Consider the following 24091-nt stretch of genomic DNA (forward strand, 5'->3'; position numbering starts at 1 on the left):
GAGTCCTGCTTTGGTAGGACTTTTTTTATTCGGATTAGTGCCAAACAGGAGGAAAGCTACTTTTTATAATTAGTAGTACTACGACAGAATTACTATTTATTAGAGCAAATTTTAGGCAAAAAAATACCCAAAAATTAAAACATAAAGTTCTAATTTTTGGGTATTAAAGAGATTTCTTTTTTAATTATTTTTTAGAACCACTAAATTTATAAGTAACTCCAAAGTTTAATCCGAAAGAAGAATAAGGTACTTTTTGAGATAATTTTTTTGTGTGATCTGAATCTGGTGCTTGCGCTTGAGCTGCTGCTTCTGCATGAGATAATTCATCTACATAAGTTGTTGTTCTATAAACATCTGTTGCACTTCCAGTAGGTGTTGGTAAATTATCTAAAGAATAAAATCCAGCAACCGCAACAGTACCATCAGGTAAAACAATATCTGTATTAAACTCTGTTATCTCAGAATCTTTTCTTTTCAAACTAATTCCGTAATATTCTGCTTCTACAAAAAGAGCAAAATTTTCATCTAAATCAAATGAATATCCCAATGCACCTACAAAGCCTAAAGGAAAGTGTCCATGATAATCTTCCACATAATTGGTTTCAGAATAAGAACCACTAGGTAAATTTTGAGCTGATGCTTGTGCATCTGTAAAGTAAGACTTGTTAGAAATAACAGCTTCTGTTTTTCCTCCAATTTTTAATAAAGCACCAATACGTCCGTAAAAGTTCTCTGTAAAATTATAAACCATAGAAGCAGAGGCTCCAAATGCACGAGCTCTTGCAACTGCGTTTACTTCTGCTACTGTTGGTATAGATGTTTTGTTAATTGTTTGGTCTGCACCGTGTAAATATCCTACAGATAAATCTAATCCAAATTTTTCATTTAAAAAGTATGTACCTCTTATCTGAACATTTGAACCTTCTCCGTAACTACCACAATTATTTTCTGTACTTGTTGTAGTTGTTGTGGTTCCTAATTGCATTCCTGCACTACTCATTGCGTACCCTGTGCTAGCAGATACTTGAAATTGTGCAAAAGATGCTGTACTAACTAAAATTGCTGCTACTGCTGTAATTAATTGTTTCATAATATATAATTTTTGAATTATTTATAAAAAGATAGAAATTTTAGGGATTCTAATATCTCACATAAATGCAACTAATTTACAAAAACTTAGAGATCATTATTGTACACCTTAAATTAAAATCGAAGGCAAATATACTTTTTTTTTAATAAGATTTAGTTTCCATACTAAAGGTAAAGATTTTCAATTTAATGACCCTGTTTTTTTAGTAAAAATATTGCAGCATATTACTGCTTAATTACTAGGTAGATAGCCATGAAATAGGTTGATAAACAGTGTGTTTTTAATCTGTAGTTTCTTACATAAAAATAGCCACCGAATTTATTGTTTTAAAAACCGATAATTAATTATTACGAGACTATTTTAAAACCAGTTTTCCTAATTTATTGTTTCCAGATAACCAAGCCGTATTTTTATCTACAAACTGAATGGCATAATACGCTTCTTTACTTACTGCTACCCAAGTAAGACCTCCGTTATTAGAAAATGAAACTCCTGTTTTGCCTACTGCAAAAATTTCTTTTCCATTGGTTTTTGGTACATATTGCACACAGCTTTTGTAGTTTGGGTTTTGTCCGTTGGCAACTAGAGTCCAAGTTAGGCCACCATCTTTAGTAATGGCTTTATTTGCGTTGTTTTCTAAAGGAATAGAATAATCTCCGCCAATTGCAATTCCGTTATTTTTATCAGCAAAATCTATAGAATAAATTCCTTGTGGTCCGTTTCCTTGTACAATAGGCGTATTGTAAATTTGCCAAGTATGGCCAAAATCATCCGACTTTAAAATGCGTGCTTTTTTTCCTCCGGATGCTATCCAAACCGTACTTCCCATCGTTTTAATATTGGTGTTGCTTGCTGCAAAAAAAGCTTCTCCATCTTCAAAGACTGGTAAATTAGCACATTTAATTTTAGACCAAGTATCTCCACCATCCGAAGTTAAAAGGATAGAAGCACAATTTTCTGTTGGATCTCCTACTGCAATTCCATGTAAATTATCATCAAAAAACTGTAAGGCATCATAAAAAACCTTCTCGTGGTTTTCGGTATATTTTAAGGTTGCTTTTCCATCTGAAAGATGATACAACAACGCCGGATTACCAATACTTAAAGCAAAAACAGCTTTATTGTTAGCAGCAATACTTCTAAAATTTGGTCTTATAGAATCTTGATATTTAATTTCTAATACCATCGGTTTGTCAATATCAGAAAAGAAACCAATATCTCCGTTAGAGCCCGCATAAATTACTTCATTCTTGTTTATCACCTCAATAGCACGGATGCTAACGCTGTCTATTTGGAACTCTTTTATGATAATAGCATTGATTTCTCTAGGTTGATAATGGTCTGCACAAGACACAAAAGCTAGGAAAGTAAAAATAAATATGATTATTCTGTTCATTTTTGATACTTTTATAGCACTAAAATAGCTGTTTTTTTTGAACTATCTATACATTCATTTCATCCCTTTTAGGATAAAATTCGGAATAGGTGTAACTGTTAATAACAAAAAAAACTATTTTAGATTTCTACTAACGATTATCTTAGGTGAAGTAAAAAGGTAGAGAAGTCAATTTTAAAGATATCTGGGACACATATAACAGGACTCTTTTTTAATAAATAAATTATTTTTAGATAATGAAAAAAGCATTGGTGATTTCTGGAGGTGGAAGTAAAGGAGCATTTGCAGGTGGAGTTGCGCAATATTTAATGAAGAAAGAAAAAAAAGATTACGATTTATTTATTGGTACTTCTACAGGTAGTTTAATGGTTTCTCACCTAGCTTTAGGTAAATTAGATGAATTAAAAGAGCTATACACCAATGTAAACCAGAAAACTATTTTTAGTAATAGTCCTTTTAATATTAAAAAAGTAGCCGGTGAAAAAGTGATTAGTATTCGACATTTAAATACTTTCTGGAACTTTTTAAACGGAAGAAAAACGTTTGGAGAAAGCAAAAACTTACGCATCTTAATCAAGAAAAAAATTACCAAAGAAATATATGACGAAATTAAAGAAAACAACAAAGAGGTTGTTGTAACAGTTTCTAACTTAACAGCCAATCAAATTGAATACAAGTCTATAAACGATTGTACTTATGATGATTTTTGTGACTGGATTTGGGGTTCTTGCAATTATGTACCTTTTATGAGTTTGCTAGAAAAAAATAATTGCCAGTATGCAGACGGTGGTTTCGGTTCTTTAGTGCCAATTAGAGAAGCTATTTTAAGAGGAGCCACAGAAATTGATGCCATTATTTTAGAAACAGAGGTTACTCAGTTTAATAAATTACCTGCCACAAATCCATTTTCTTTACTATTTGATGTGTTCGATTTTATGTTGGCACACGTAGAAAGACACAATATTACCATTGGTAAATTAGCAGCCACTAATAAAGACATAAAACTAAATCTATATTATACTCCAACTGTTTTAACCACTAATTCTTTAGTTTTTGATGAAACTTTAATGCGTAAATGGTGGAAATCTGGTTATAAATACGCTAAGTCTAAGCAAGAAGAATTAATGAGCGAGTTTAGACCTGATGTTTTAACAGATCAAGAAATAGAAGAAGGAATAGATGATGTAGAAGATTTAAATATATAAGTTTTGGAATTATGAGATCAATGATTTAGTAGTTGTAGGTGTGTAATTGTGTAATTGTGTAATTGTGTAATTGTGTTATTGTGTTATTGTGTAAGCACGAGCGAGACGCTCGCGCTAGCTTGAGTTAACTGAATGTTTGTTATTTGTCAGCGTGAGCGTCTCGCTCGTGACAGCTGATTACTGTATTCGTTCTTGTAGATTAAAACTATTTGTAGAATCTATTTATTAATTACTATTGGTATTCTCAAAGTCAATTGTATTCATTTTAAACTAAAAATAAACATCATCATCATGCGCTAACGCGAGCGTCCCGCTCGTGAAACATCTAAAAAGTACAAACCAAAACACCAATGAGTAGAAAATATAAATTGAGATAAAAATTTTGAGTTTATCTTATTAATTAACGCCTATTTGCTTAATAATAAGTGTTTTATATTATTTAAGTATATTGAAGCTTCAAATTACGATAACAACGATTCAATCATCTTATAGATGTTTTTAACTAAATTGTTGTGTATAAGCACGAGCGGGACGCTCGCGCTAGCTTGATATTCTAAAAGTCAATTATATTTATTTTAAACTAAAAATAAACATTATCATTATATGCTAACGCGAGCGTCCCGCTCGTGAAACATTAAAAAAGCACAAACCAAAATACCAATGTATAGAAAAATACAAATTGGGATAAAAATTTTGAGTTTATCTTATTAGTTAACGTCTATTTGATTAATAATAAATGTTTTATATTATTTAAGTATATTTAGACTACAAATTACGATAACAACGATTCAATCATTTTATAGATATATTTAAACTAAATTGTTGTGTATGCACGAGCGAGACGCTCGCGCTAGCTTGATAAAAAATCAACATCGTTATACGCTAACGCAAGCGTCCCGCTCTTGAAACATCTAAAAAGTACAAACCAAAACACCAATGAGTAGAAAATATAAATTTAGAGAAAAATCAGGAGCTTATTTTATCAGTTTTGCTACGATTAATTGGATAGATGTCTTTACAAGAGATGCTTATTTTTGGTGTATTATAGATTCTTTAGATTATTGTAGAAAGCATAAAGGAATGGAAATTTATGGATATTGTATCATGCCAAGTCATATCCATTTAATTTTTCGCTCTGCATTAAATAATCCTTCCGGATTAATTAGAGATTTTAAAGGTTTTACTTCTAAAAAAATGTTGAAAGCAATTGAAGAGAATCCGCAAGAAAGTAGAAAAAAATGGATGCTTTGGATGTTTGAACGTGCAGGAAAAAAGAATAGTAATGTTACCAATAAACAATTTTGGCAGCAACACAATCATCCTATTCAAATTTGGTCATTAAAAGTATTTGAACAAAAACTAAAATATGTTCATAATAATCCTGTAGAAACCGGATTTGTAACTGATCCTATAGATTGGAAATATAGCAGCGCTAGAAATTATGGCAATGACGATTCTACTATTATAGAAATAGATTTGAATTAGATTATTGTGTTGGCAAGAGGCACGAGCGGGATGCTCTCTCGAAAACTTGTTATTATTGATTGAAATTGTTTATAGAATCTATCTGTTAAAACAATTGGTCTACATTTTCCGGTATTTTAATTGAGTGTTTCTAGGTAGTTTTCGGCATTTTCTATATGCTGAATTCTTTTTTCTTGTGGCATTTTGTCAAACATTTTTACCAACATACCTAATCTTGGATTTTGTTTAAAAAAATCACGATGTGTATCCATAAATCGCCAAAATAGACCATCCCAAGTTGCTTGCCAATCTCCTTTTTTATAATTACTCATTTTCATTAAATAATTACTACCACTAATATAGGGTTTGGTAGCCATCAACCCTCCATCAGCAAACTGACTCATGCCATATACATTGGGTACCATTACCCAATCATAACTATCTATAAAAAGTTCCATAAACCATTTATAGACTTCATCTGGATCAAATTCGCACAACATCATAAAATTCCCCAACACCATTAAGCGCTCTATATGATGACAATACCCCGTTTGCAATATTTTTTTTATGGTTTGATCTATTGGATAAATCCCTGTGGTACCGTTGTAAAAAGAAGCGGGAATTTTCCTTTTAAAATTCCAAAAATTACAAGTTCTTTCATCACTTCCTCGGCTTTCATACATACCACGAATAAACTCGCGCCAACCAATAATTTGTCGCACAAAACCTTCTAAAGAATTGATAGGGATATTGTGTTCTTTTGCAAATGAAATACTCTGTACTATAATGGTTTTAGGCGTAATTAAACCCACATTAAGCATGGGTGTTAACACACTGTGATTTAAAATAGAGTTTTCTGCAACAATAGCATCTTCATACGTACCAAACTCAAGAAATCGTTGTTCTAAAAACTGTTGAAACCATTGTTTACTCGCTTTAAAATTGGTTGGATATAAAGAGTTTTCAGTAAGTTGACCAATATTTTCTGAATAGTTTTTTTGTACATAGTCTAGTGCTTCTTTATAAAAATCATCTACATCCGGAAACTGAATAGCAGGTGGAATTTTCTTTGCAGGATATTTCTTTCTGTTTTCAGCGTCAAAGGTCCATTTACCACCTGTTGGTTTACCATCAGCATCAATCAAAATATTTCTTTTTTTTCTTTGATCTGTATAAAATGAAGTTTGATGGTATTTCTTTTTATCTTTCCTAAAAAAGGATTGTAAATCTTCTTTGGTATTTAAAAATAAAGGCGAATTATAAACGCTTCTTTCAATAGTATTTGTAGTACAGCCTTGTGCTAAGCGCCTTTCTAGGTAATTATCTACAGGATCTATATAATGTAGCATCGTAATTCCTTCTGATTTTAAAAAAGGAATTAGTTTTCTAGTATCAGAGATACTTTCTATGGATGCTATATAATGAACTTCTATATTTTTAGCCTCTAAAAAAGTTTCATACTGTTTCATCGTAGCTCTGTGAAATGCTATTTTTTGTTGATGAAAATTGTACTGTTTAAAGAACAAATATTCTTCTACAAGATACACAGGCAAACCATTTTCTAATAGAGGAGAGGTTTCAAATAATTGATGTGGAAAAATGATATTTACTGCTTTCATTTATGTTTTATTTCTTCTACAACGTTCGCTGCAGTATTTAACTTCGTTCCAATTTTTCTCCCACTTTTTACGCCAAGTAAAGGGTCTTTTACAAACCACACATCTTTTTTCAGGTAAATGCTCTTTCTTCATCGGCTGTTATTTACATGAGTTGCTAAAAGTCGATGTTTTTCTGCTAGTACAGCAGGATGCTTTTTATGTCCCCAAATTTTATCTCTTGCTTTTTTTGCACTTATTTTTAAATCTACAATAGGTAGTGGATAATCTTCACCCATAGTAACGCTACAAAAAGTTTGTTCCATGATACTCATGGTCCAAGGTTCATGAATATACGTTTCTGGAACATTTGCCAATTCAGGAACCCATTTTTTAATAAAGGTTCCTTTTGCATCATGTTCTTCAGAGTTTTTTACGGGATTATAAAGTCTTACCGTATTAATTCCGGTAGTTCCTGCTTGCATTTGAAATTGCGGATAATGAATACCAGGTTCATAATCTAAAAATAAGCGTGCCAAATGATACACACCATCTCGCCAATCTTGATCTAAATTTAAGGTTAAAAAGGAAACCACCATGGCACGCATCCTAAAATTGATCCAACCTGTTTGTGCTACAGCACGCATACACGCATCGATTAAAGGATATCCTGTTTGTCCGGTTTTCCAAGCTTTTAAAAAAGCTTCATTTTTTGTATGAGTTAATAATTCATACCCTTTATTAATACAATGTGTTTCATAAGCGCATTCTACTTCAAATTTTTGAATAAAATGACAATGCCAATGCAAACGCGTTAACATACCAGAAAACGCACGATCATTTGCAGCACCATTGGGATGTGTACCCACAAACTGAAAAACTTGTTTGATACTTAAATTCCCCCAAGCGAAATAAGGAGACAATCTGCTGCAAGCCATTCTACTTTCTGTAGGTTTAGAAATATGTCTGTGATAATTAAAACCTCTTTTTTGAGTAAAAGAATTCAGGTATTTCCAAGCATTTTTTTCTCCTGCTGGTTGATATTGTTTTGGGTAATTCTCTAGTTTTACAACCAATTCATCTGGTAATTCAAAAGAATGTTCAATAGCATTAAGGGGGTTTATAGAATAGTTGTTTTTAAGAATAGGAGCGTGCATCGTAGCATGCCAACGCTGGTTCCAATTATCTCTATTTTTAATCCCTCTTATAATTCCATCTCTTTGATTTTCAGTCCAATGAATATTGTTGTTAAAACAAAAATTTTTAATCCATTTATCACGATTCCAAGTAGTTTTTGTACCACTTTCTTGGTAACTAAACAGTTGCTTTAATTGATAGTTTGTGTTTAGGAAGTTAAAAACCTCTAAAGCTTCTCCATAGAAAACTGTAACTTTTCTACGATAAACTTTTAAATCTGTATTGAGCGATTTTATAGCGTGATATACAAATTGTAAATGACGTAAACTTGTATCTGGATATTGCATCATACTAGGCTCAAAAAGATAAATAATGATATACGGAATACCTGCTTTTTCTGCTAAATACAACGATTTATGATCTTGCAAACGAAGATCTCTTTTTAACCAAACAATATTTACGGCTTCATTTATCAAAATAGCAATTCTTTTTTACATTTTTTCCAAAAGTGAAGAAAGAAAGGTAGTAGTCTTTTACGGTAAATAAACAAGCTATTTCTTCTTCAATTTATTGATAATGATGGATTAACGTTTACTTATTTTGTTACCAGAAATAGCACGTTGCCTAGTACATTTAAAACGAGTGATATCTTGACTTCTTTTTTTTAAGTGCTTTGTGCTAACACAACTATTTACACGTTTTCGCCAGCGTTTAAAACTAGATTCCTTAAGCGTTTTACGCATTAGTTTTATAACCTCTTTTTCTGCAAAACCAAACTGGAATTTTATCGCTTCAAAAGGGGTACGATCTTCCCAAGCCATTTCTATAATTCTATCTAGCTGTCTTTCTGTTAATTCTTTATTTACGTCCACAGTAGTAGCTACGTTATTTTTTAAAGATTGTGTTGTGGTTATTTTAGATGGTAAAATCATAAGCTATTATTGAATTTTCTCTAACTTTTTCATTATTTCTTCAGCCTCAAATACTTTTTGATCACTTAATTTTCTATTGCTAGTAGATAATGCATGCGCTTCTTTAGTCAATTTTTGATATTGTTTATATAAAGTTTCTTTGGCTGTTTTCTTTTTAAATATTCCGAACATATCGATAATTTTTTATTGGATTCAATTTTATAGTGATATTGTAAAGATATAATATTTGTTTAACATTTTACCAATGAAGTTAAACACTTTTTAATGAAGAGATAATAAGTTTTTTTTTATCGTTTTTTATTTCAACTTTTATTTATTGAATAAGAAGAGATAGTGGATAATATTATATGCTTGTAAATAACTTTTTTTTCATGTTTAAAATTAATGGTGGTTATTATAGAAGAGAGTGTTGTTAAAAAACCTATTTAACATAATATAAATTATAATACACATTATAGCGATTAGCAAAACAGCGATTTTGGGCGATATTTAACATAATTGTGGCTTCGTTAAAATAATTTTAATTTGTAGATATAATGATACTATGTAAAATAGAGCTTCTCGTTAAATTAAATATTCTGTACAATTATCAAGAAACTATTTTTTTAAACAATTCTCAGCGATTAGCATTTTTGAAATAAAATGTATCTATAATTAACCGTTATGCAAAATAGCCGCACCAAGCACTCGTTTGTTTTATAAAATAAAAATGCTCTGTAAATTTATTTTACACACAAATTACATGTTTTGTGTGTAAAAATTATAATCTTTTAAAACCACATCTATAAATTCGGTATCACTTTTATGAACAGATTTAATTCCGGTAACTTCTAAAATTTTAGAACGCAGTTTAATCAATGTTTTAAAATCATTAAATTTCTTTGCAGAACGAAACGTATTTTTAATAATACGTGCATCATTATCCGACAATTTAATCACATTCGGATACGTTGGCACATACGTATTAGAAATATTTTCTAAAATAGTTTCAGAAAATTTTACTTCATCTTTTAAGTAAATAACAACCGTATTGGCAATAATATCTCCAAAACGCTGGTTATTATCCGTAAATAACACTAAAAAGAAACCAATCATTTTACCAAAGAAAAACAACAACATTAATAAAACAATCTCACCATCAAGTCCTAACGAAGCAACATAGACAAATAATAAAGTAAACAGATTAAAATCTACCATTCGTAAAAACCAACGGATGATAAAATCGGTTGTAGATGGTTTAAAACCATCAATATTAATGACTTTTAAATGGAATAATTTTTTTCCTACGGTTTGTCCGTCTAACAATAATTCGGAGTACAAAGAATAAAATGTAATTGGTAAAAAAATAAGTACATCTATAGCTTTAATAGACCAAGAATCTCCTTCCAAAGCAGTTTTAAACATGCTAAAATCTAAAATTTCTATAGCAAAATAGAGATACGCAAACTTTACAACATTATCTACACCAAAAGCAAATAGCCTTTGCCCAACGTCTGCAAGGGTAAAATTGATGTTTACATTTTGTGCTGTTTTTATTTGGAGTCTTTTCATGCAATGGTTAAATTCGCTCTATATGAGAGAGGTCGCTTTTATAAAGCAAAATAAAGAAAAATGGCTCGAATTTGAACAAGGTTTTTCAAATAAAGAGAAAAAAAGTCCAGATGACATTGCAAACCTGCATATAAAAATCATGAATGATTTGGTGTATGCCCAAACCTACTACCCAAAAAGTAAAGTTACTCAGTATTTAAATAAATTAGCAAAGTCTAGTTTTGATAAAGTATATCACTCAAAAAGACGCAACCAAAATGTTTTATTATATTTCTTTTTTGACAAAGTACCACTACTCGCCTACCAATACAGAAAATATATTTATTTATCATTCATTGTCTTTTTTGCTTGTTTTTTTATTGGATTGTTATCAACTTTAAATGACACTTCATTTGCAAGACAGATTTTAGGAAACAATTATATAGATCAAACTTTAGAAAATATAGAAAGTGGCGATGCCATGGCGATCTATAAAGGAGGTAGCAATTGGGGGACTTTTATAGGAATTTATGATAACAACCAACGTGTTGGTTTAAATATGTTTTTATCTGGGTTGTTTATAGGTATCGGAACTGGGTTTTACGTAGTGTATAATGCTATAATGGTTGCCGTTTTTCAAGCTTTTTTTTATCAGAATAATAGTTTGTTCGATAGTTTAAAAGGAATTTGGATTCATGGAACTTACGAAATTTTTAGTATGATTATAGAAGCTGCTGCAGGTTATATAATTGGTGCTAGTATTTTGTTTCCAGGAGCTTACAAACGTTTTGAGTCTTTTAAACGTGGTATGAAAGCAGGTTTTTATATTTTTATAAGTACCATTCCGTTTACCTTAGTCGCAGCGTTTTTAGAAGGTTATATTACACGATATTCTAATATTATGCCCACAATTTTATGCTTTGCTATTATTGGTTTTAGCTTAGTTTCTATTAGTTATTATTACTTAATATTACCTTTTAAGGTAGCTAATAAACACCAACTACGTTAATGCAGAAAAGGATATTTCTTTTAGTCGTGCTTTTTACTTCTATTGCTTTTGGACAAGTTGATAATGATAGTCTTAGTTTATTTGAAAAAGACACGATTCATTATCAGAAAACAATCGATAATGCCCAAAAAAGAACCTTTACAGAAAATGTAAAGGAAAAATACAATGACAAAGAGTTTCAATATACAGAAGAAGACATAGAAGAGCCAAAGGTAAAAGAGCATTCTACTGGCGATAATCCTTTTGTTGGGGCGTTTTTATTTTTTATCAGCACTATTTTCCCTTTTTTATTAGGCGCAATAATCATATTTATCGTTTTAAAAACCTTTTTAGGTACAGATGCTAGTTTTTGGAATTTTAAAAAGTCTAAAAAGAAAGTAGCAAAAAAGTTGATTTATGAAGATGAAGATATTCATGAAACAGATATTGATGGTTTGTTACAGAATGCCATTCACAATAAAGAGTATCGATTGGCAATTCGATATTATTACTTGTCGGTTTTAAAAGTATTATCAGACAAGAAACTGATTGATTATCATAAAGATAAAACCAATTCAGAATACCTTTTCGAAATTGAAAATACCACTACAAGAACTGATTTTTCATATTTATCGTATGTCTATTCTTATGTTTGGTATGGAGATTTCCCCATAGATGAAACCAACTTTAAGTTGGCAGAAAGCAAGTATCAATCTTTTAAAAAATCTTTAAAATAATGGTACTACAACGTTTACAAAAATACGCTTCACTCCTATTGTTATTTACACTAATAGGTTGTAATAAAACAGATTGGAATGAGAATTTTAAAGAGAAAGAGAAAAGTCCGTTTGGCAATTACATTATTTACAATGAAGCAGAAAACCTTTTTAAAGACCAAGAAGTTTCTTTGTTAAAAGAAAATATATATGATTATTTAGCTTTCAATTCAGATTTTGATAGCACTAAAACACACAATTATGTTGCTATAAAACATAGTGGTTATAAATTGACAAATACAGGTGTTACAGAGCTTTTAAGCTTTGTATCTAAGGGAAATAACGTTTTTTTAGCATTTAATAGTTTTAAAGACAGTTTAAAAACATCTCTAAAATTCACTACTAATAATTTAGATAAAAACGTATATGCTGTAAATGATTTAAAAAAGTTAAAAGGAACTTTTGAGTTAAATAATAAGTCGTTTTCTAAGACTTCTTTTTCTTTTGATAGAAACATTAGAAGAAACTACTTTTTACAATACGATGAGAACACCACCAGTGTCTTAGGAACCTTTGCGGTTGATGGAGAGAAAGTACCTAATTTTATTAAAATTCATCACGGTAAAGGAGCTTTTTATCTGCACATACACCCCATTTCCTTTACCAATTATTATTTGTTAAATGATAAAGAAGCATATGCAGCCAATGTATTTTCATATTTACCAAATGCAGCCGTTATTTGGGATCCACAGATAAAGTCAAGTAAATATGAAGATAAAAAAGAGGATGATTCTAATGTGTTTAAATTCTTTTTAGAGCACCCAACATTAAAGTGGTTCTTGTTTGTTTCTATAATTGGAGTATTGTTATTTATGCTTTTCAACGCAAGAAGAAAACAGCGTCCAATTCCGGTTATAGAACCTTTAAAAAATTCGACGGTAGCCTTTACACAAACCATTGCCAATTTGTATTTAAAAGAACAAGATCATAAGAATTTAGTAGATAAAAAAATAGCTTACTTTTTAGAGAAAGTACGTTCTAAATACCTTTTAGATACCACCAATTTAAACAGCGATTTTATAGAGAAATTAGCATCTAAATCTGGAAATGAATTGCAAAAAACAAAATATTTAGTAAATACAATCATTACTTTAAATAAGAAGCCAGAATGTATTGAAGAAGAATTGATTGTGTTACATAAAATGATTGAAAATTTCTTAAAATAATAAGATATGGAAACAGCAAATAATGGAGAAATACAAGAAAGTATTTCTTTTGAAAATAGAATAGATTTATCGGAATTACAGGAGAGTGTTTTTAAGATAAAAAAAGAATTACAAAAAGTAATTGTCGGTCAAAAAGACATGATGGATTTATTGATCGTTGCACTGCTTGCAGATGGACATGTGTTGATTGAAGGCGTACCTGGAGTTGCCAAAACCATAACTGCAAAATTACTAGCAAGAACTATTGATGTTGGTTTTAGTCGAATTCAGTTTACACCAGATTTAATGCCTTCGGATATTTTAGGGACTTCTGTTTTTAACGTAAAAACGTCTGAATTTGAGTTTAAAAAAGGGCCTATTTTTTCAAGCATGATTTTAATCGATGAAATAAATAGAGCGCCAGCAAAAACGCAAGCCGCTTTGTTTGAAGTAATGGAAGAAAAGCAAATTACTATAGACGGACAAACTTTTAAATTGCAAGAACCTTTTGTGGTTCTAGCAACGCAAAACCCTATTGAGCAAGAAGGTACTTATAGATTGCCAGAAGCACAGTTAGACCGTTTTTTATTCAAAATAAATGTCGATTACCCAAATGCTGAAGAAGAATTAGAAATTCTTTTAAAAGAACAAGCTTTAGAAAACACAACGAAAGCAAGTAAAATTGAAACTGTAATTACGGGTGCTAAAATAAATGAATTTAGAAATTTAGTAAATCAAATTAAAATTGAAGAGAATTTACTAAAATACATCGCGAATATTGTAGTCAATACACGTTCTAATTCGTTCTTGTATCTAGGAGCATCACCAAGAGCAAGTATTGCTATTTTAGGTGCATCAAAAGCATTTGCTGCCATTGAAGGGAGAGATTTTGTAACACCAGAAGACATTAAAAGAGCCACCATACCTGTATTACAACATCGGGTAATTGTAACGCCAGAAAGAGAAATGGAAGGTTTAACGAGTAATCAAATTATAGAGCAAATTATTGAAGCGGTAGAGATTCCGAGGTAGTTTTTGTTGACCAGTAATCAATTATCAGTAAAACAAGTAGAAAGTCTTCGATAAATCTTAGACTGACATGGATAAAAATACACGTCATTACGAGGAACGAAGTAATCTGTTTGTTATTTAGTTCTTTGTTAAGTAGAGATTGCTTCGTTCCTCTCAATGACAAAAAGAAACGAATACAAATAAACAATTACACATTTTTTGAAAAATTTATACAACACTTTATTCTTAAACAACCGATTTTTCTACATTCTAGGAGGAATTGCCCTCTTTTTTGTTGTTGGTTTTTTTATACCTATCTTTTTTGAAATCTCTAAAGTGTTACTATTTATAATAGTTGTATTGGTTTTGGTTGATATTTTTATTTTATACAACACCAAGAACGCAATTACGGTAAATCGGTATTTACCGGAAAGATTATCGAATGGAGATGTAAATAAAATTTCGATGCAATTGCAAAATCAATATAATTTTAAAGCACATCTTTCTATTATTGAGGAAATTCCGTATCAATTTCAAAAAAGAGATTTTATTTTCAATTTAATTTTAACAAACAAAGAAGAAAAAACAATTCATTACGATTTAACTCCTACGGAAAGAGGTGTTTATTTATTTGGGAATATCAATGTATTTGTGAGTTCACCTTTGCAATTGGCAACTAAAAAATATGTTTTAGGAGAAGAAAAAGAACTTAAATGTTATCCTTCTTTTTTAAAGTTAAGAGAATTCGATTTTAGAGCCTTTAATAACGACGCTATTTCATACGGAACCAAAAAAGTGCGTAGAATTGGTCATTCTTTAGAGTTCGAGCAAATTAAAGAATATGTATCTGGTGATGATATTCGTTCTTTAAACTGGAAAGCAACTGCAAAGAGAAATCAGTTAATGATCAATCAATATGTAGAAGAAAAATCGCAACCCGTATATTCTATTATTGATAAAGGGCGGGCTATGCAAATGCATTTCAATAATTTAAGTTTGTTAGATTATGCCATCAATTCCACTTTGGCAATTAGCAATGTTATTTTAAGAAAACAAGACAAGGCTGGTATGCTATCATTCTCAACAAAGTTGGAAGATTGGGTGGTTGCAGAAAAAAGGAACTCTCAAATGAGTTTAATTTCAGAGGCATTGCACAATATAAAAACAGATTTCTCAGAATCGGACTTTAGTACATTATATGCGGTAGTAAAGCGAAAAATTACTCATAGAAGTTTATTAATTTTATATACCAATTTTGAAACTATGGATGGTTTAAAGCGACAACTCCCCTATTTAAGAGCGTTGGCTAAAAACCATTTGGTATTAGTAGTGTTTTTTGAAAATACCGATTTAGAAACCTTAACAACACAACCAAGTGAAGACGTTTTAGGGGTTTATGACAGTATTATTGCTGAGAAATTTATGTACGAAAAAAGAAGTATTGTAAAAGAATTAAAAAAATACGGAATTCAATCTGTTTTAACAAAACCAGAAAACCTAACAGGAGATACGATTAACAAATATTTAGAACTTAAATCTAGAGGACTATTTTAAGATAAGATATTGAAGAGAAGGACGATGAATTGTCTGTAAATTTGATTGTTTTAATTTGGTGTATTTTGATTGATGGATCAATAAATGGAAGATCGTTGTGATACATCAATAAATAAGATGATTGCTTAAAAAATGGTGCAAAAATGATGAGATTAATGCTGTTGGTAAAGAATAAATAATATATTTGTCAGCTTAATAAAAGAAAAAAAACATTACAAAATGAATTGGTATATAAAAGTATTAAAACAGTATTCTGACTTTAAAGGAAGAGCAAGACGTCAAGAATACTGGATGTTTGTTTTGTTTAATACGATTATTTCTATCGGTTTTATGTTTCTAGACAAAGTTTTGGGTACCAATTATGGCGATTTAGGTGAAGATGGATATCTTGAAACACTTTATAGTTTAGCTGTATTGATACCTTATTTAGCTGTTACCGCAAGAAGAATGCATGACGTTGGTAAAAGTGGCTGGTATATGTTAATACCATTTTATAACTTTTATCTAGCTTGCACAAATAGTGTGGCTGGTGAAAATAAATGGGGAGAAAACCCGAAGGGTGAAGGAAATAGTACGGAAATTAATCAAATAGGTCAAGAATAGTCTAATTATTAAAAATAAAATAAATGAATTGGTATTTAAAAGTAGTAAAAGAACATTATGCAGATTTTAACGGAAGAGCTAGAAGAGAAGAATATTGGATGTTTACACTGTTTAATGCCATCTTTTCAATTGCAATAACTGTTGTTTTTACAGGTATTGGTTTGGCTATTGATGTTCCTTCTTTAGCAGCATTAAGTTATATTTATACTTTAGCGTTAATAGTACCAAGTTTAGCTGTTATGGTAAGAAGATTACATGATACAGGAAAAAGTGGTTGGTTCTTTTTAGTTTCACTTATTCCATTAGCAGGACCAATCTGGTTATTAGTAATATTGTGTACAGATTCTCAAAACGGTGAAAATAAATGGGGAGAAAACCCAAAAGGAGTTGGAAATAATGCTGCCATCAATGAAATAGGTAGAGAATAAATATTTCATATAAGAATATATATAAAGGCTGCTAATTTAGCAGCCTTTATTTTTGTGTTTTTTTTAGGTGTTTTCTCTCTTTTTAGAGTATAAATAAAACTACTTTTGCCTTGTGAAAATTAGACAAAAATCAGAATCGGAATTTATTATTGTAATGGCATCTTTAATGTCTTTAGTTGCCTTTGCAATAGATGCATTATTGCCTGCAGTTGCAGAAATCAGTAAAACCATACATATTGTAGATCCTAAAAACAATCAGTTATTTATAACTATGATTTTTTTAGGTATTGGTTTCGGACAGCTTATTTCCGGGCCATTATCCGATAGTTTTGGTAGAAAACCTATTATTTATGTAGGGTTCACCGTTTTTGTACTCGCCAGTTTTATTTGCCTTTTTTCAACCAATCTAGAAATGATGATTGTTGGGCGACTACTGCAAGGTGTTGGATTGTCTGCTCCAAGAACCATAAGTATCGCCATGGTTAGAGATCGTTTTAGCGGCAATTATATGGCGAGAGTGATGTCTTTTATTACTGTTATTTTTCTTTTAATACCTGTTATAGCGCCTGCTTTAGGAAAGCTATTATTAGATGCTTATGGCTGGAAATCTATATTTTATAGTCAGTTAATTGTTGGGGTTTTTATCATGCTTTGGGTTTGGAAAAGACAGCCAGAAACGTTGGTTTTAGAAAAAAGAAAGAAATTTAAATTAGCGCTTTTTGTAGAAGGTCTTAAGGAGTTTGTAAAATATAAGTATGCTGTAATTTTCACCATATTTTCTGGTTTTATTACCGGATCTTTTATGGTGTATTTAAGTGCTAGTCAACATATTTTTGTAGAGCAGTACCATTTAGAAGAAGAATTTCCTTTTATTTTTGCATGTTTGGCAATTAGTATTGGGTTGGCTACTTTTTTAAACGGAAAGTTAGTAGTAAGAATGGGGATGTTTAAATTAGTTTCCTTTTTTACAGTAATGTTTACGGTTGTTTCTCTTATTTATATTTTATTTTTCTATGGAGAATCAAATCCTAATATTTATATTTTATTGATCTTTTTTGGATTGCAATTTTTTTCCATCGGATTTTTGTTTGGAAATACAAGAGCTTTAGCCATGGAGCCAATTGGGCACATTGCAGGTGTGGGTGCAGCAATTAATGGTTTTGTTTCTACAATTATGGCGGTGCCAATTGCTACTTTTATTGGTAGTTATATAACTGATACAGCTTTACCTCTATTTCTTGGTTTTTTTGTTTGTGGGATGATCTCTTTATTATTAATTCTAATTCTTAAATTAAGGAGAAATTAATTCTAAATGTACTGTAATAGCCTTTTTTGCTTAATTTCATTAGGGATAAAAGGTAAAAAAAACAATAATACTGTAGAAATAATAGTATTTTGCTCTGTTCTTTATTTTAGATGAATGTTAAATATATTTTATGCCTAAATTGCTAATCTTTTGTGTTTTTCTATTATTAACTTCTTGTAATTTAATCGATAAGAAAGAAGAAGTTTATAAAGGGTATAGCATTAATGGTGCTTTACCTCATACAACCAATGCTGCTCTTGTTTATTTAATCAATGGTGAAAACAAAAAAATAGATTCCTCGAAAGTAATCAATAACGCTTTTCATTTTAAAGGCTTTTTAAATCAACCAGAGATTCATCAGTTACAAGTAAGAAATCAAAGAGAAAAACATATCATCATTTTAGAAAACAGCAGTTATACTGTTGTTTTAAATGATGACAATACAATAGTTTCTGGTGGTGATCTAAACACAAAACAACTTACTTTCAATAACTTAAAAAACCATTTAAATACAGAAAAATTAGCATTATTAGACAAGTTTATGCTTGGTGAAATCACATCAGATTTCCTACAGAAATCAGTTCAGGAACTTGAGATTGAGGAGAAAAAGATAACGACAGACTATGTTATGTCAAATGCAAATAACCTGCTATCTAATACTCTTTTTTTAACAACACAAAACTTTAGTTTAGAAGAACTTAAAAACTTAGTAAACAATACGGAAATTTCAAAAACGACTATTCTAAAAAGTGTTTTAGTTGAAGAGATTAAAAGATTGGAAAAAATTGTTGAGGATGAATTGGCTAAAACCATAAAAATTGCTCAAGCTAATAAAATATACAGAAAACCTGCTATTATGTTTTCTGGTGATGGCTTAAATAGAGAGTTAATTTCTTTGGAATCAATTATAAAAGGTAAAAAATTAGTGCTCATAGATTTTTGGGCGAGTTGGTGTGGACCTTGTAGAATGACAATGCCTAAAGTTCGGGAACTCTACCATACTTATAAAAACAAAGGTTTTACAATTCTTACTGTTTCTGAGGATAAAAACAGAGAAGATTGGAAAAAAGGTATTGAGCAAGATCAAATGTTGAGTTGGCATCATATCTTTGATGATTTCGGTAGAATATCTACTATGTACGGAGTTAAAACAATTCCTTATATGGTGTTGATTGACGGAAACGGAGGTATTATTAAAGAAAAAATTTCAATAACAGAATTAGAGTATCAACTTCAAAAATTATTATAATTATTTATGGAAATCCCTATAATTTATCAAGATGAGTATATTATTTGCGTTAATAAGCCTAATAATGTACTTGTACACCATGCACATCATTCTAGAAATGTTGCTGATGAAAAATCGCTTCTACAACTATTAGATGAGCAAATAGGTGGTAAATTTTATCCTATTCATAGATTGGATAGAAAAACTTCTGGAATTATTCTGCTTGCAAAAGAAACACAGTTTGTTTCTAAGTTTCAAGATCTTTTTACAGCTAATGAAATTCAGAAAACGTATTACGGAGTGGTTCGTGGGTTTTCTCCAGAAACAAAAGTTATAGATTCTCCAGTAAAAGGAAGAGATGCAAATGTGCATAAAGAGGCACTAACACACTTAAAAACGCTAGAGCAAGTTACTTTAGACATTCCTGTAAAACCGTATGATTCTTCTCGCTATAGTTTGGTAGAGCTATCTCCAAAAACAGGAAGAATGCATCAATTACGAGTGCATTCCAATAAAATAAGTCACCCTTTAATTGGTGATACAAAGTATGGAGACAAGAATCATGATGTAATGTTTGAAGAAAACTTTGGTTGGAAAAATATGTTTTTACATGCGGGTCAATTAGTTTTTAAACATCCTTTCTCGAATGAAGAGTTAACCTTAAAAGCTTCTTTTTCTGAAGATTGGATTGCTTTATTTAAAGCTTTTTCTTGGAAAAACCCTGTTGAGTAAATAAGTTGTTTCGCAGAGATTCACAGAGAAAAAGTACAGAGTTTTACGGAGTTTTTTTTTCAAAAACATCTTTGTAAATCTCTGTGTAATAATTATTGTTCTATAGACTGTGCATTGAAACTAGCCAATGCTCCTTCTTCAAAAATTGGTGTAATTTCTATAGGATTACAACAAACTTCGCAATCTTCTATATAGGTTTGCTGATACACGCTTTGGTCTAAAATCATTGAGATTTCTTCCCAACAATATGGACACTGAAAAAAATGTTCTAACTCCACTACTCTATTACTTTTAATACTAGTTTACCTTTCTTTTCTCCAGAAAATAACCTGTTATAGGTTTCTTGAAAATTCTCGATTCCTTCATAAACATCTTCTCGAGACTTTAGTTTGCCTTCTTTTAACCAAATAGCCATTTGTCTCGCTGCTTTGCCAAAATCTTTTGTATAATCTGTAACCACCATTCCTTTCATGGTAGAGCGTGTAACCAATAAAGACAAGTAATTACTTGGGCCAGTTACTTTAGATTTGTTGTTGTATTGAGAAATTGCACCACAAATTACCACCGTTGCTCTCATGCGTAATTTACTTAAAGCTGCATCTAAAATTTTTCCTCCTACATTGTCAAAATAAACATCAATTCCTTTTGGGCATTTTTGTTTTAATGCGGTATAAATATTTTCTGATTTATAATCGATAGCTGCATCAAAACCTAACTCATTTACAATATAATCGCATTTTTCTTTTCCGCCAGCAATACCAATTACTCTACAACCTTTAATTTTTGCAATCTGACCAACAATACTCCCCACAGCACCAGCCGCACCAGAAACCAATACAATATCTCCTTCTTTTATATTTGCTACCTCTAAAATGCCAAAATAAGCTGTCATACCAGGCATGCCTAAAACACCAAGATAAGCTGGCATTGGAGCTATTTTTTCATCCACCTTAAAACATCCTTTTCCGTCTGAAACAATAAATTGCTGAACGCCTCCCCAACCAGAAACACAATCGCCAATTTGAAAATTAGGATTGTTGTTGTTTTTAATGACTTTACCAATAGAACCTGCCCTCATAACACTATCTAATGCTACAGGCGGAATGTATGATTTGGTGTCATTCATCCAACCACGCATTGCCGGATCTAGAGAAATATAATGTTGTTGAATTAAAATTTCTCCTTCTTTTAAAGCGGGAATTGGGTTTTCTTCAAATTGCCAAGTATTATTGTCTGGTGTACCTTGCGGACGATTTTTTAGGGTGATTTGTTTGTTGTTCATTAGTAGTTGTTTAAGTTCTAAAAATAACAATTTTTAATATTCCATCAAATTTAAAATAGCCATTTCTATTCTATTTTTTCCTAAATATTGATTTTCTAAATTTTTATCAAACGGAATAGGTGTTTCTAAACTCGCGAGCCTTTTTACAGGAGCATCTAGGTGTTCAAAACAATTTTCGTTGATTAAAGCAGCAATATCACTCGCAATTCCGCCAAACAAAGAATCTTCTTGTACTATAATGGCTTTCCCTGTTTTCTTTACGGATGCATAAATTGTTGCTACGTCTAATGGTTGTAAAGTTCTAAGGTCAATAAGATCAGCAGAAATGTGTTTATGTTTTTCTAAAACCTCTAAACACCAATGTATTGCAGCACCATAACTAATAATTGTAAGTTGTGTTCCTTCTTTTACATGTGCAGCTTTTCCTATTTCTGTCGTAAAATAATTCTTTGATACTTCTTGATAAACAGATCGATATAATGCTTTGTGTTCAAAGAAAAGTACAGGGTTAGGATTGTTTATAGCTTCAATTAACAAGCCTTTTGCATCTTGAGGAAATGCAGGATATACTACTATTAATCCCGGAGTTTTGGTAAACCAAGCTTCATTGGTTTGACTATGAAAAGGGCCTGCTCCAATATCTGCTCCACAAGGCATTCTAATGACTACATCAGCTTTTTGCTGCCATCTATAATGAGATTTAGCTAATAAATTTACAATTGGGTTAAAGCCAGAGGAAGCAAAATCTGCAAATTGCATTTCTACTACGACTTTCATTCCGTTTACAGACAAACCATACGCGGCAGAAACAATTGCAGATTCACAAATAGGTGTATTTCTAACACGTTCTTTTCCGAATTTAGCAACAAAACCATCTGTAATTTTAAAAACACCACCATATTCCGCAACATCTTGTCCCATGATTATCAAATCAGTATGTTTTTCCATGGATTGTTCTAGGCCTTCAGAAATGGCGTCTACAAATCTGATTTTTTTCTTTTCTATGGAAGGTTCAATATGGTTAAATTTATAATTCTGATACACATCATTCAATTCAGTTTCTAAATGTGGAATTATTTTTTCCTCATCAAAAGCAATTTGTAGGTGTTTATTTATTTCATGGACTATTTCTTTTTTAAGAGTAACTTCTAGCTCTTCGGATAAAATACCTTCGTTTTTAAGAAATTCTTGATAGTTTTCTACAGGATCTTTAGCTGCCCAAAAGTCTAAATCCGCTTGCGGTACATATTTAGTACCACTTGCTTCTTCATGACCACGCATTCTAAAAGTTTTAAACTCTAACAAAATAGGTCTTGGAGTTTCTCGAACACTTTTTGCCAATTCGCTCACTTTAGCATAGACTTCTAAAATATTATTACCATCAACAATGTGGCTTTCCATTCCGTAACCAATTCCTTTGTCTGCAATATTTTTGCATTTAAATTGCTCTAAAGTTGGTGTAGATAGTCCGTAGCCATTATTTTCAATACAGAATAAAACAGGTAAGTTCCAAACTGCAGCTACGTTTAATGCTTCATGAAAATCACCTTCACTAGTAGCGCCTTCGCCAGAAAACACAGCACAGACCTTATTATTGTTTTGTAATAAATTGGCCAATGCAATTCCGTCTGCAACACCTAATTGCGGACCTAAATGAGAAATCATGCCTACAATATTGTATTCTTGGGTACCAAAATGAAAACTTCTATCTCTGCCTTTTGTAAAACCGTTCATTTTACCCTGCCATTGAGAAAATAATCTATGCAAAGGAATTTCTCTAGTCGTAAAAACACCTAGATTTCTATGCATTGGCAAAATATATTCATCTTTTTCTAATGCAGCTGTAACGCCCACAGAAATTGCTTCTTGACCAATACCAGAAAACCATTTAGATATTTTTCCTTGCCGTAAAAGAATCAGCATTTTTTCCTCTATTAAACGAGGTTTTAACATGCTTTTGTAGAGGCTTAATAACATTGCGTTATGTATGGAAGCGGGTTTAATAAAATCAATTTTTGAAGACATAAATTGTAGATTTTACACTTATGCTAACAAACATACAGATTAAGAGATAGAATTCATAAAAAAACCTTATCATTTTACTGATAAGGTTTTTTTATAACATTTAAAAAAGAAGCTTACAATTGTTGAAAAATCTCGTGCATCATTCTCTTTTTATCGTTGATACTTTCTTCTAAAGCGATCATTGTTTCTGTTCTATTTACTCCAGGAATATCATCTATTCTATAAATAATATCTTTTGCATCGTTGGTTCCTTTGGCTCTAACTTTACAGAAAATATTGTATTTACCAGCAGTTACATAAGCTACAGTAACATTAGGAATGTTTCTTAAATCTGCAATAACATTCTGAGTCATAGATGTTTTCTCTAAGTAGACACCTACATGTGCTATAAAAGAATACCCCATTTTCTCATAATTTAAAGTAAGTGTAGATCCTTGAATAATACCCTCGTCTTCCATCTTTTTTACACGTACGTGAATTGTACCCGCAGATACTAATAATTGTTTTGCAATATCGGTAAATGGAGTTCTTGCATTTTCAATTAACACATCTAAAATTTGATGATCTATTTCGTCTAATATAAATTTTTTCATTTTTTTACGTATTATTCAAATTACTACGCAAATTTATGAATTTAATTTAATTAAACGAACACAAAACTAAC

The 24091-nt window shown here is 30.9% G+C and carries 24 protein-coding genes; 12 read left to right on the top strand and 12 right to left on the bottom strand.

Annotation, left to right across the window (positions count from 1 at the left end; all coding sequences use genetic code 11):
* Positions 1-184: 184 nt before the first annotated feature.
* Both WG945_RS02365 and WG945_RS02370 read right to left on the bottom strand, forming a co-directional pair.
* Positions 185-1090 carry an outer membrane beta-barrel protein gene (locus WG945_RS02365; protein WP_068452723.1) on the bottom strand — a complete coding sequence of 302 codons (906 nt, stop codon included), beginning with the start codon at positions 1088-1090 and terminating at the stop codon, positions 185-187.
* A gap of 355 nt (positions 1091-1445) precedes the next feature.
* Positions 1446-2486, bottom strand: coding sequence for a WD40/YVTN/BNR-like repeat-containing protein (locus WG945_RS02370; RefSeq protein WP_068452725.1), 1041 nt, complete (start codon positions 2484-2486; stop codon positions 1446-1448).
* 236 nt (positions 2487-2722) lie between these two features.
* Between WG945_RS02370 and WG945_RS02375 the strand changes: the two genes are divergently transcribed.
* Both WG945_RS02375 and WG945_RS02380 read left to right on the top strand, forming a co-directional pair.
* Entirely contained in the window at positions 2723-3691 is a 969-nt protein-coding gene (locus WG945_RS02375; protein ID WP_068452726.1) for a patatin-like phospholipase family protein, read from the top strand.
* Between the two features lie 936 nt (positions 3692-4627).
* Positions 4628-5176, top strand: coding sequence for an REP-associated tyrosine transposase (locus WG945_RS02380; protein WP_068452729.1), 549 nt, complete (start codon positions 4628-4630; stop codon positions 5174-5176).
* A gap of 116 nt (positions 5177-5292) precedes the next feature.
* Here WG945_RS02380 and WG945_RS02385 read toward each other — a convergent pair whose 3' ends face one another.
* The 6 genes from WG945_RS02385 to WG945_RS02410 form a co-directional block, all read right to left on the bottom strand.
* Entirely contained in the window at positions 5293-6774 is a 1482-nt protein-coding gene (locus WG945_RS02385; protein WP_068452732.1) for a cryptochrome/photolyase family protein, read from the bottom strand.
* Positions 6775-6906 carry a DUF2256 domain-containing protein gene (locus WG945_RS02390; RefSeq protein WP_082864315.1) on the bottom strand — a complete coding sequence of 44 codons (132 nt, stop codon included), beginning with the start codon at positions 6904-6906 and terminating at the stop codon, positions 6775-6777.
* Positions 6903-8363, bottom strand: coding sequence for a cryptochrome/deoxyribodipyrimidine photo-lyase family protein (locus WG945_RS02395; RefSeq protein WP_068452736.1), 1461 nt, complete (start codon positions 8361-8363; stop codon positions 6903-6905). Before WG945_RS02395 ends, WG945_RS02390 begins: the two co-directional genes overlap by 4 nt.
* A gap of 108 nt (positions 8364-8471) precedes the next feature.
* Complete coding sequence (locus WG945_RS02400) at positions 8472-8819, bottom strand: TIGR03643 family protein (RefSeq protein ID WP_082864316.1); 348 nt, start codon at positions 8817-8819, stop codon at positions 8472-8474.
* A 6-nt stretch (positions 8820-8825) separates the two neighbouring features.
* Positions 8826-8990 carry a Lacal_2735 family protein gene (locus tag WG945_RS02405; protein ID WP_157603729.1) on the bottom strand — a complete coding sequence of 55 codons (165 nt, stop codon included), beginning with the start codon at positions 8988-8990 and terminating at the stop codon, positions 8826-8828.
* Between the two features lie 567 nt (positions 8991-9557).
* Entirely contained in the window at positions 9558-10370 is an 813-nt protein-coding gene (locus tag WG945_RS02410) for an RDD family protein (protein WP_068452744.1), read from the bottom strand.
* 22 nt (positions 10371-10392) lie between these two features.
* On the opposite strand from WG945_RS02410, the gene WG945_RS02415 reads away from it, so the two are divergent.
* The 10 genes from WG945_RS02415 (at position 10393) to WG945_RS02460 (ending at position 20120) form a co-directional block, all read left to right on the top strand.
* Positions 10393-11358, top strand: a complete 966-nt coding sequence (locus tag WG945_RS02415; RefSeq protein WP_068453006.1) for a stage II sporulation protein M — start codon at positions 10393-10395, stop codon at positions 11356-11358.
* Positions 11358-12074 carry a DUF4129 domain-containing protein gene (locus WG945_RS02420; protein WP_068452745.1) on the top strand — a complete coding sequence of 239 codons (717 nt, stop codon included), beginning with the start codon at positions 11358-11360 and terminating at the stop codon, positions 12072-12074. The genes WG945_RS02415 and WG945_RS02420 overlap by 1 nt, the downstream gene beginning before the upstream one ends.
* Entirely contained in the window at positions 12074-13279 is a 1206-nt protein-coding gene (locus WG945_RS02425) for a DUF4350 domain-containing protein (RefSeq protein WP_068452747.1), read from the top strand. The genes WG945_RS02420 and WG945_RS02425 overlap by 1 nt, the downstream gene beginning before the upstream one ends.
* Before the next feature lie 6 nt (positions 13280-13285).
* Complete coding sequence (locus WG945_RS02430; RefSeq protein WP_082864317.1) at positions 13286-14290, top strand: AAA family ATPase; 1005 nt, start codon at positions 13286-13288, stop codon at positions 14288-14290.
* A gap of 198 nt (positions 14291-14488) precedes the next feature.
* The gene (locus WG945_RS02435) at positions 14489-15823 is read left to right on the top strand and encodes a DUF58 domain-containing protein (RefSeq protein WP_197482122.1); all 1335 of its coding nucleotides are present in this window, start codon (positions 14489-14491) and stop codon (positions 15821-15823) included.
* Positions 15824-16042: 219 nt separating this feature from the next.
* On the top strand, positions 16043-16426 hold the full coding sequence (locus tag WG945_RS02440; RefSeq protein WP_068452749.1) for a DUF805 domain-containing protein: 384 nt from the start codon (positions 16043-16045) through the stop codon (positions 16424-16426).
* 23 nt (positions 16427-16449) lie between these two features.
* Entirely contained in the window at positions 16450-16854 is a 405-nt protein-coding gene (locus WG945_RS02445) for a DUF805 domain-containing protein (RefSeq protein ID WP_068452752.1), read from the top strand.
* 112 nt (positions 16855-16966) lie between these two features.
* Positions 16967-18160, top strand: coding sequence for a multidrug effflux MFS transporter (locus WG945_RS02450; RefSeq protein ID WP_082864318.1), 1194 nt, complete (start codon positions 16967-16969; stop codon positions 18158-18160).
* 130 nt (positions 18161-18290) lie between these two features.
* Positions 18291-19409 carry a TlpA disulfide reductase family protein gene (locus WG945_RS02455; RefSeq protein ID WP_068452754.1) on the top strand — a complete coding sequence of 373 codons (1119 nt, stop codon included), beginning with the start codon at positions 18291-18293 and terminating at the stop codon, positions 19407-19409.
* 6 nt (positions 19410-19415) lie between these two features.
* A complete protein-coding gene (locus tag WG945_RS02460; protein ID WP_068452757.1) occupies positions 19416-20120 on the top strand; it encodes a pseudouridine synthase in 705 nt (234 codons plus the stop codon).
* A gap of 92 nt (positions 20121-20212) precedes the next feature.
* Here the strand turns inward: WG945_RS02460 and WG945_RS02465 are convergent, their stop codons facing one another.
* From WG945_RS02465 to WG945_RS02480, 4 genes are all read right to left on the bottom strand, one after another.
* Positions 20213-20398: a CPXCG motif-containing cysteine-rich protein gene (locus WG945_RS02465; RefSeq protein ID WP_157603730.1), complete on the bottom strand. Its 186-nt coding sequence runs from the start codon at positions 20396-20398 to the stop codon at positions 20213-20215.
* Complete coding sequence (locus WG945_RS02470) at positions 20398-21402, bottom strand: NADP-dependent oxidoreductase (protein WP_068452774.1); 1005 nt, start codon at positions 21400-21402, stop codon at positions 20398-20400. The genes WG945_RS02465 and WG945_RS02470 overlap by 1 nt, the downstream gene beginning before the upstream one ends.
* A gap of 33 nt (positions 21403-21435) precedes the next feature.
* Complete coding sequence (locus WG945_RS02475) at positions 21436-23427, bottom strand: alpha-ketoacid dehydrogenase subunit alpha/beta (protein WP_068452776.1); 1992 nt, start codon at positions 23425-23427, stop codon at positions 21436-21438.
* Between the two features lie 113 nt (positions 23428-23540).
* Complete coding sequence (locus WG945_RS02480; protein WP_068452778.1) at positions 23541-24020, bottom strand: Lrp/AsnC family transcriptional regulator; 480 nt, start codon at positions 24018-24020, stop codon at positions 23541-23543.
* Positions 24021-24091: the final 71 nt, after the last annotated feature.

Origin of the sequence: Polaribacter atrinae (genome assembly GCF_038023995.1) — a bacterium.
Taxonomy (GTDB): domain Bacteria; phylum Bacteroidota; class Bacteroidia; order Flavobacteriales; family Flavobacteriaceae; genus Polaribacter; species Polaribacter atrinae.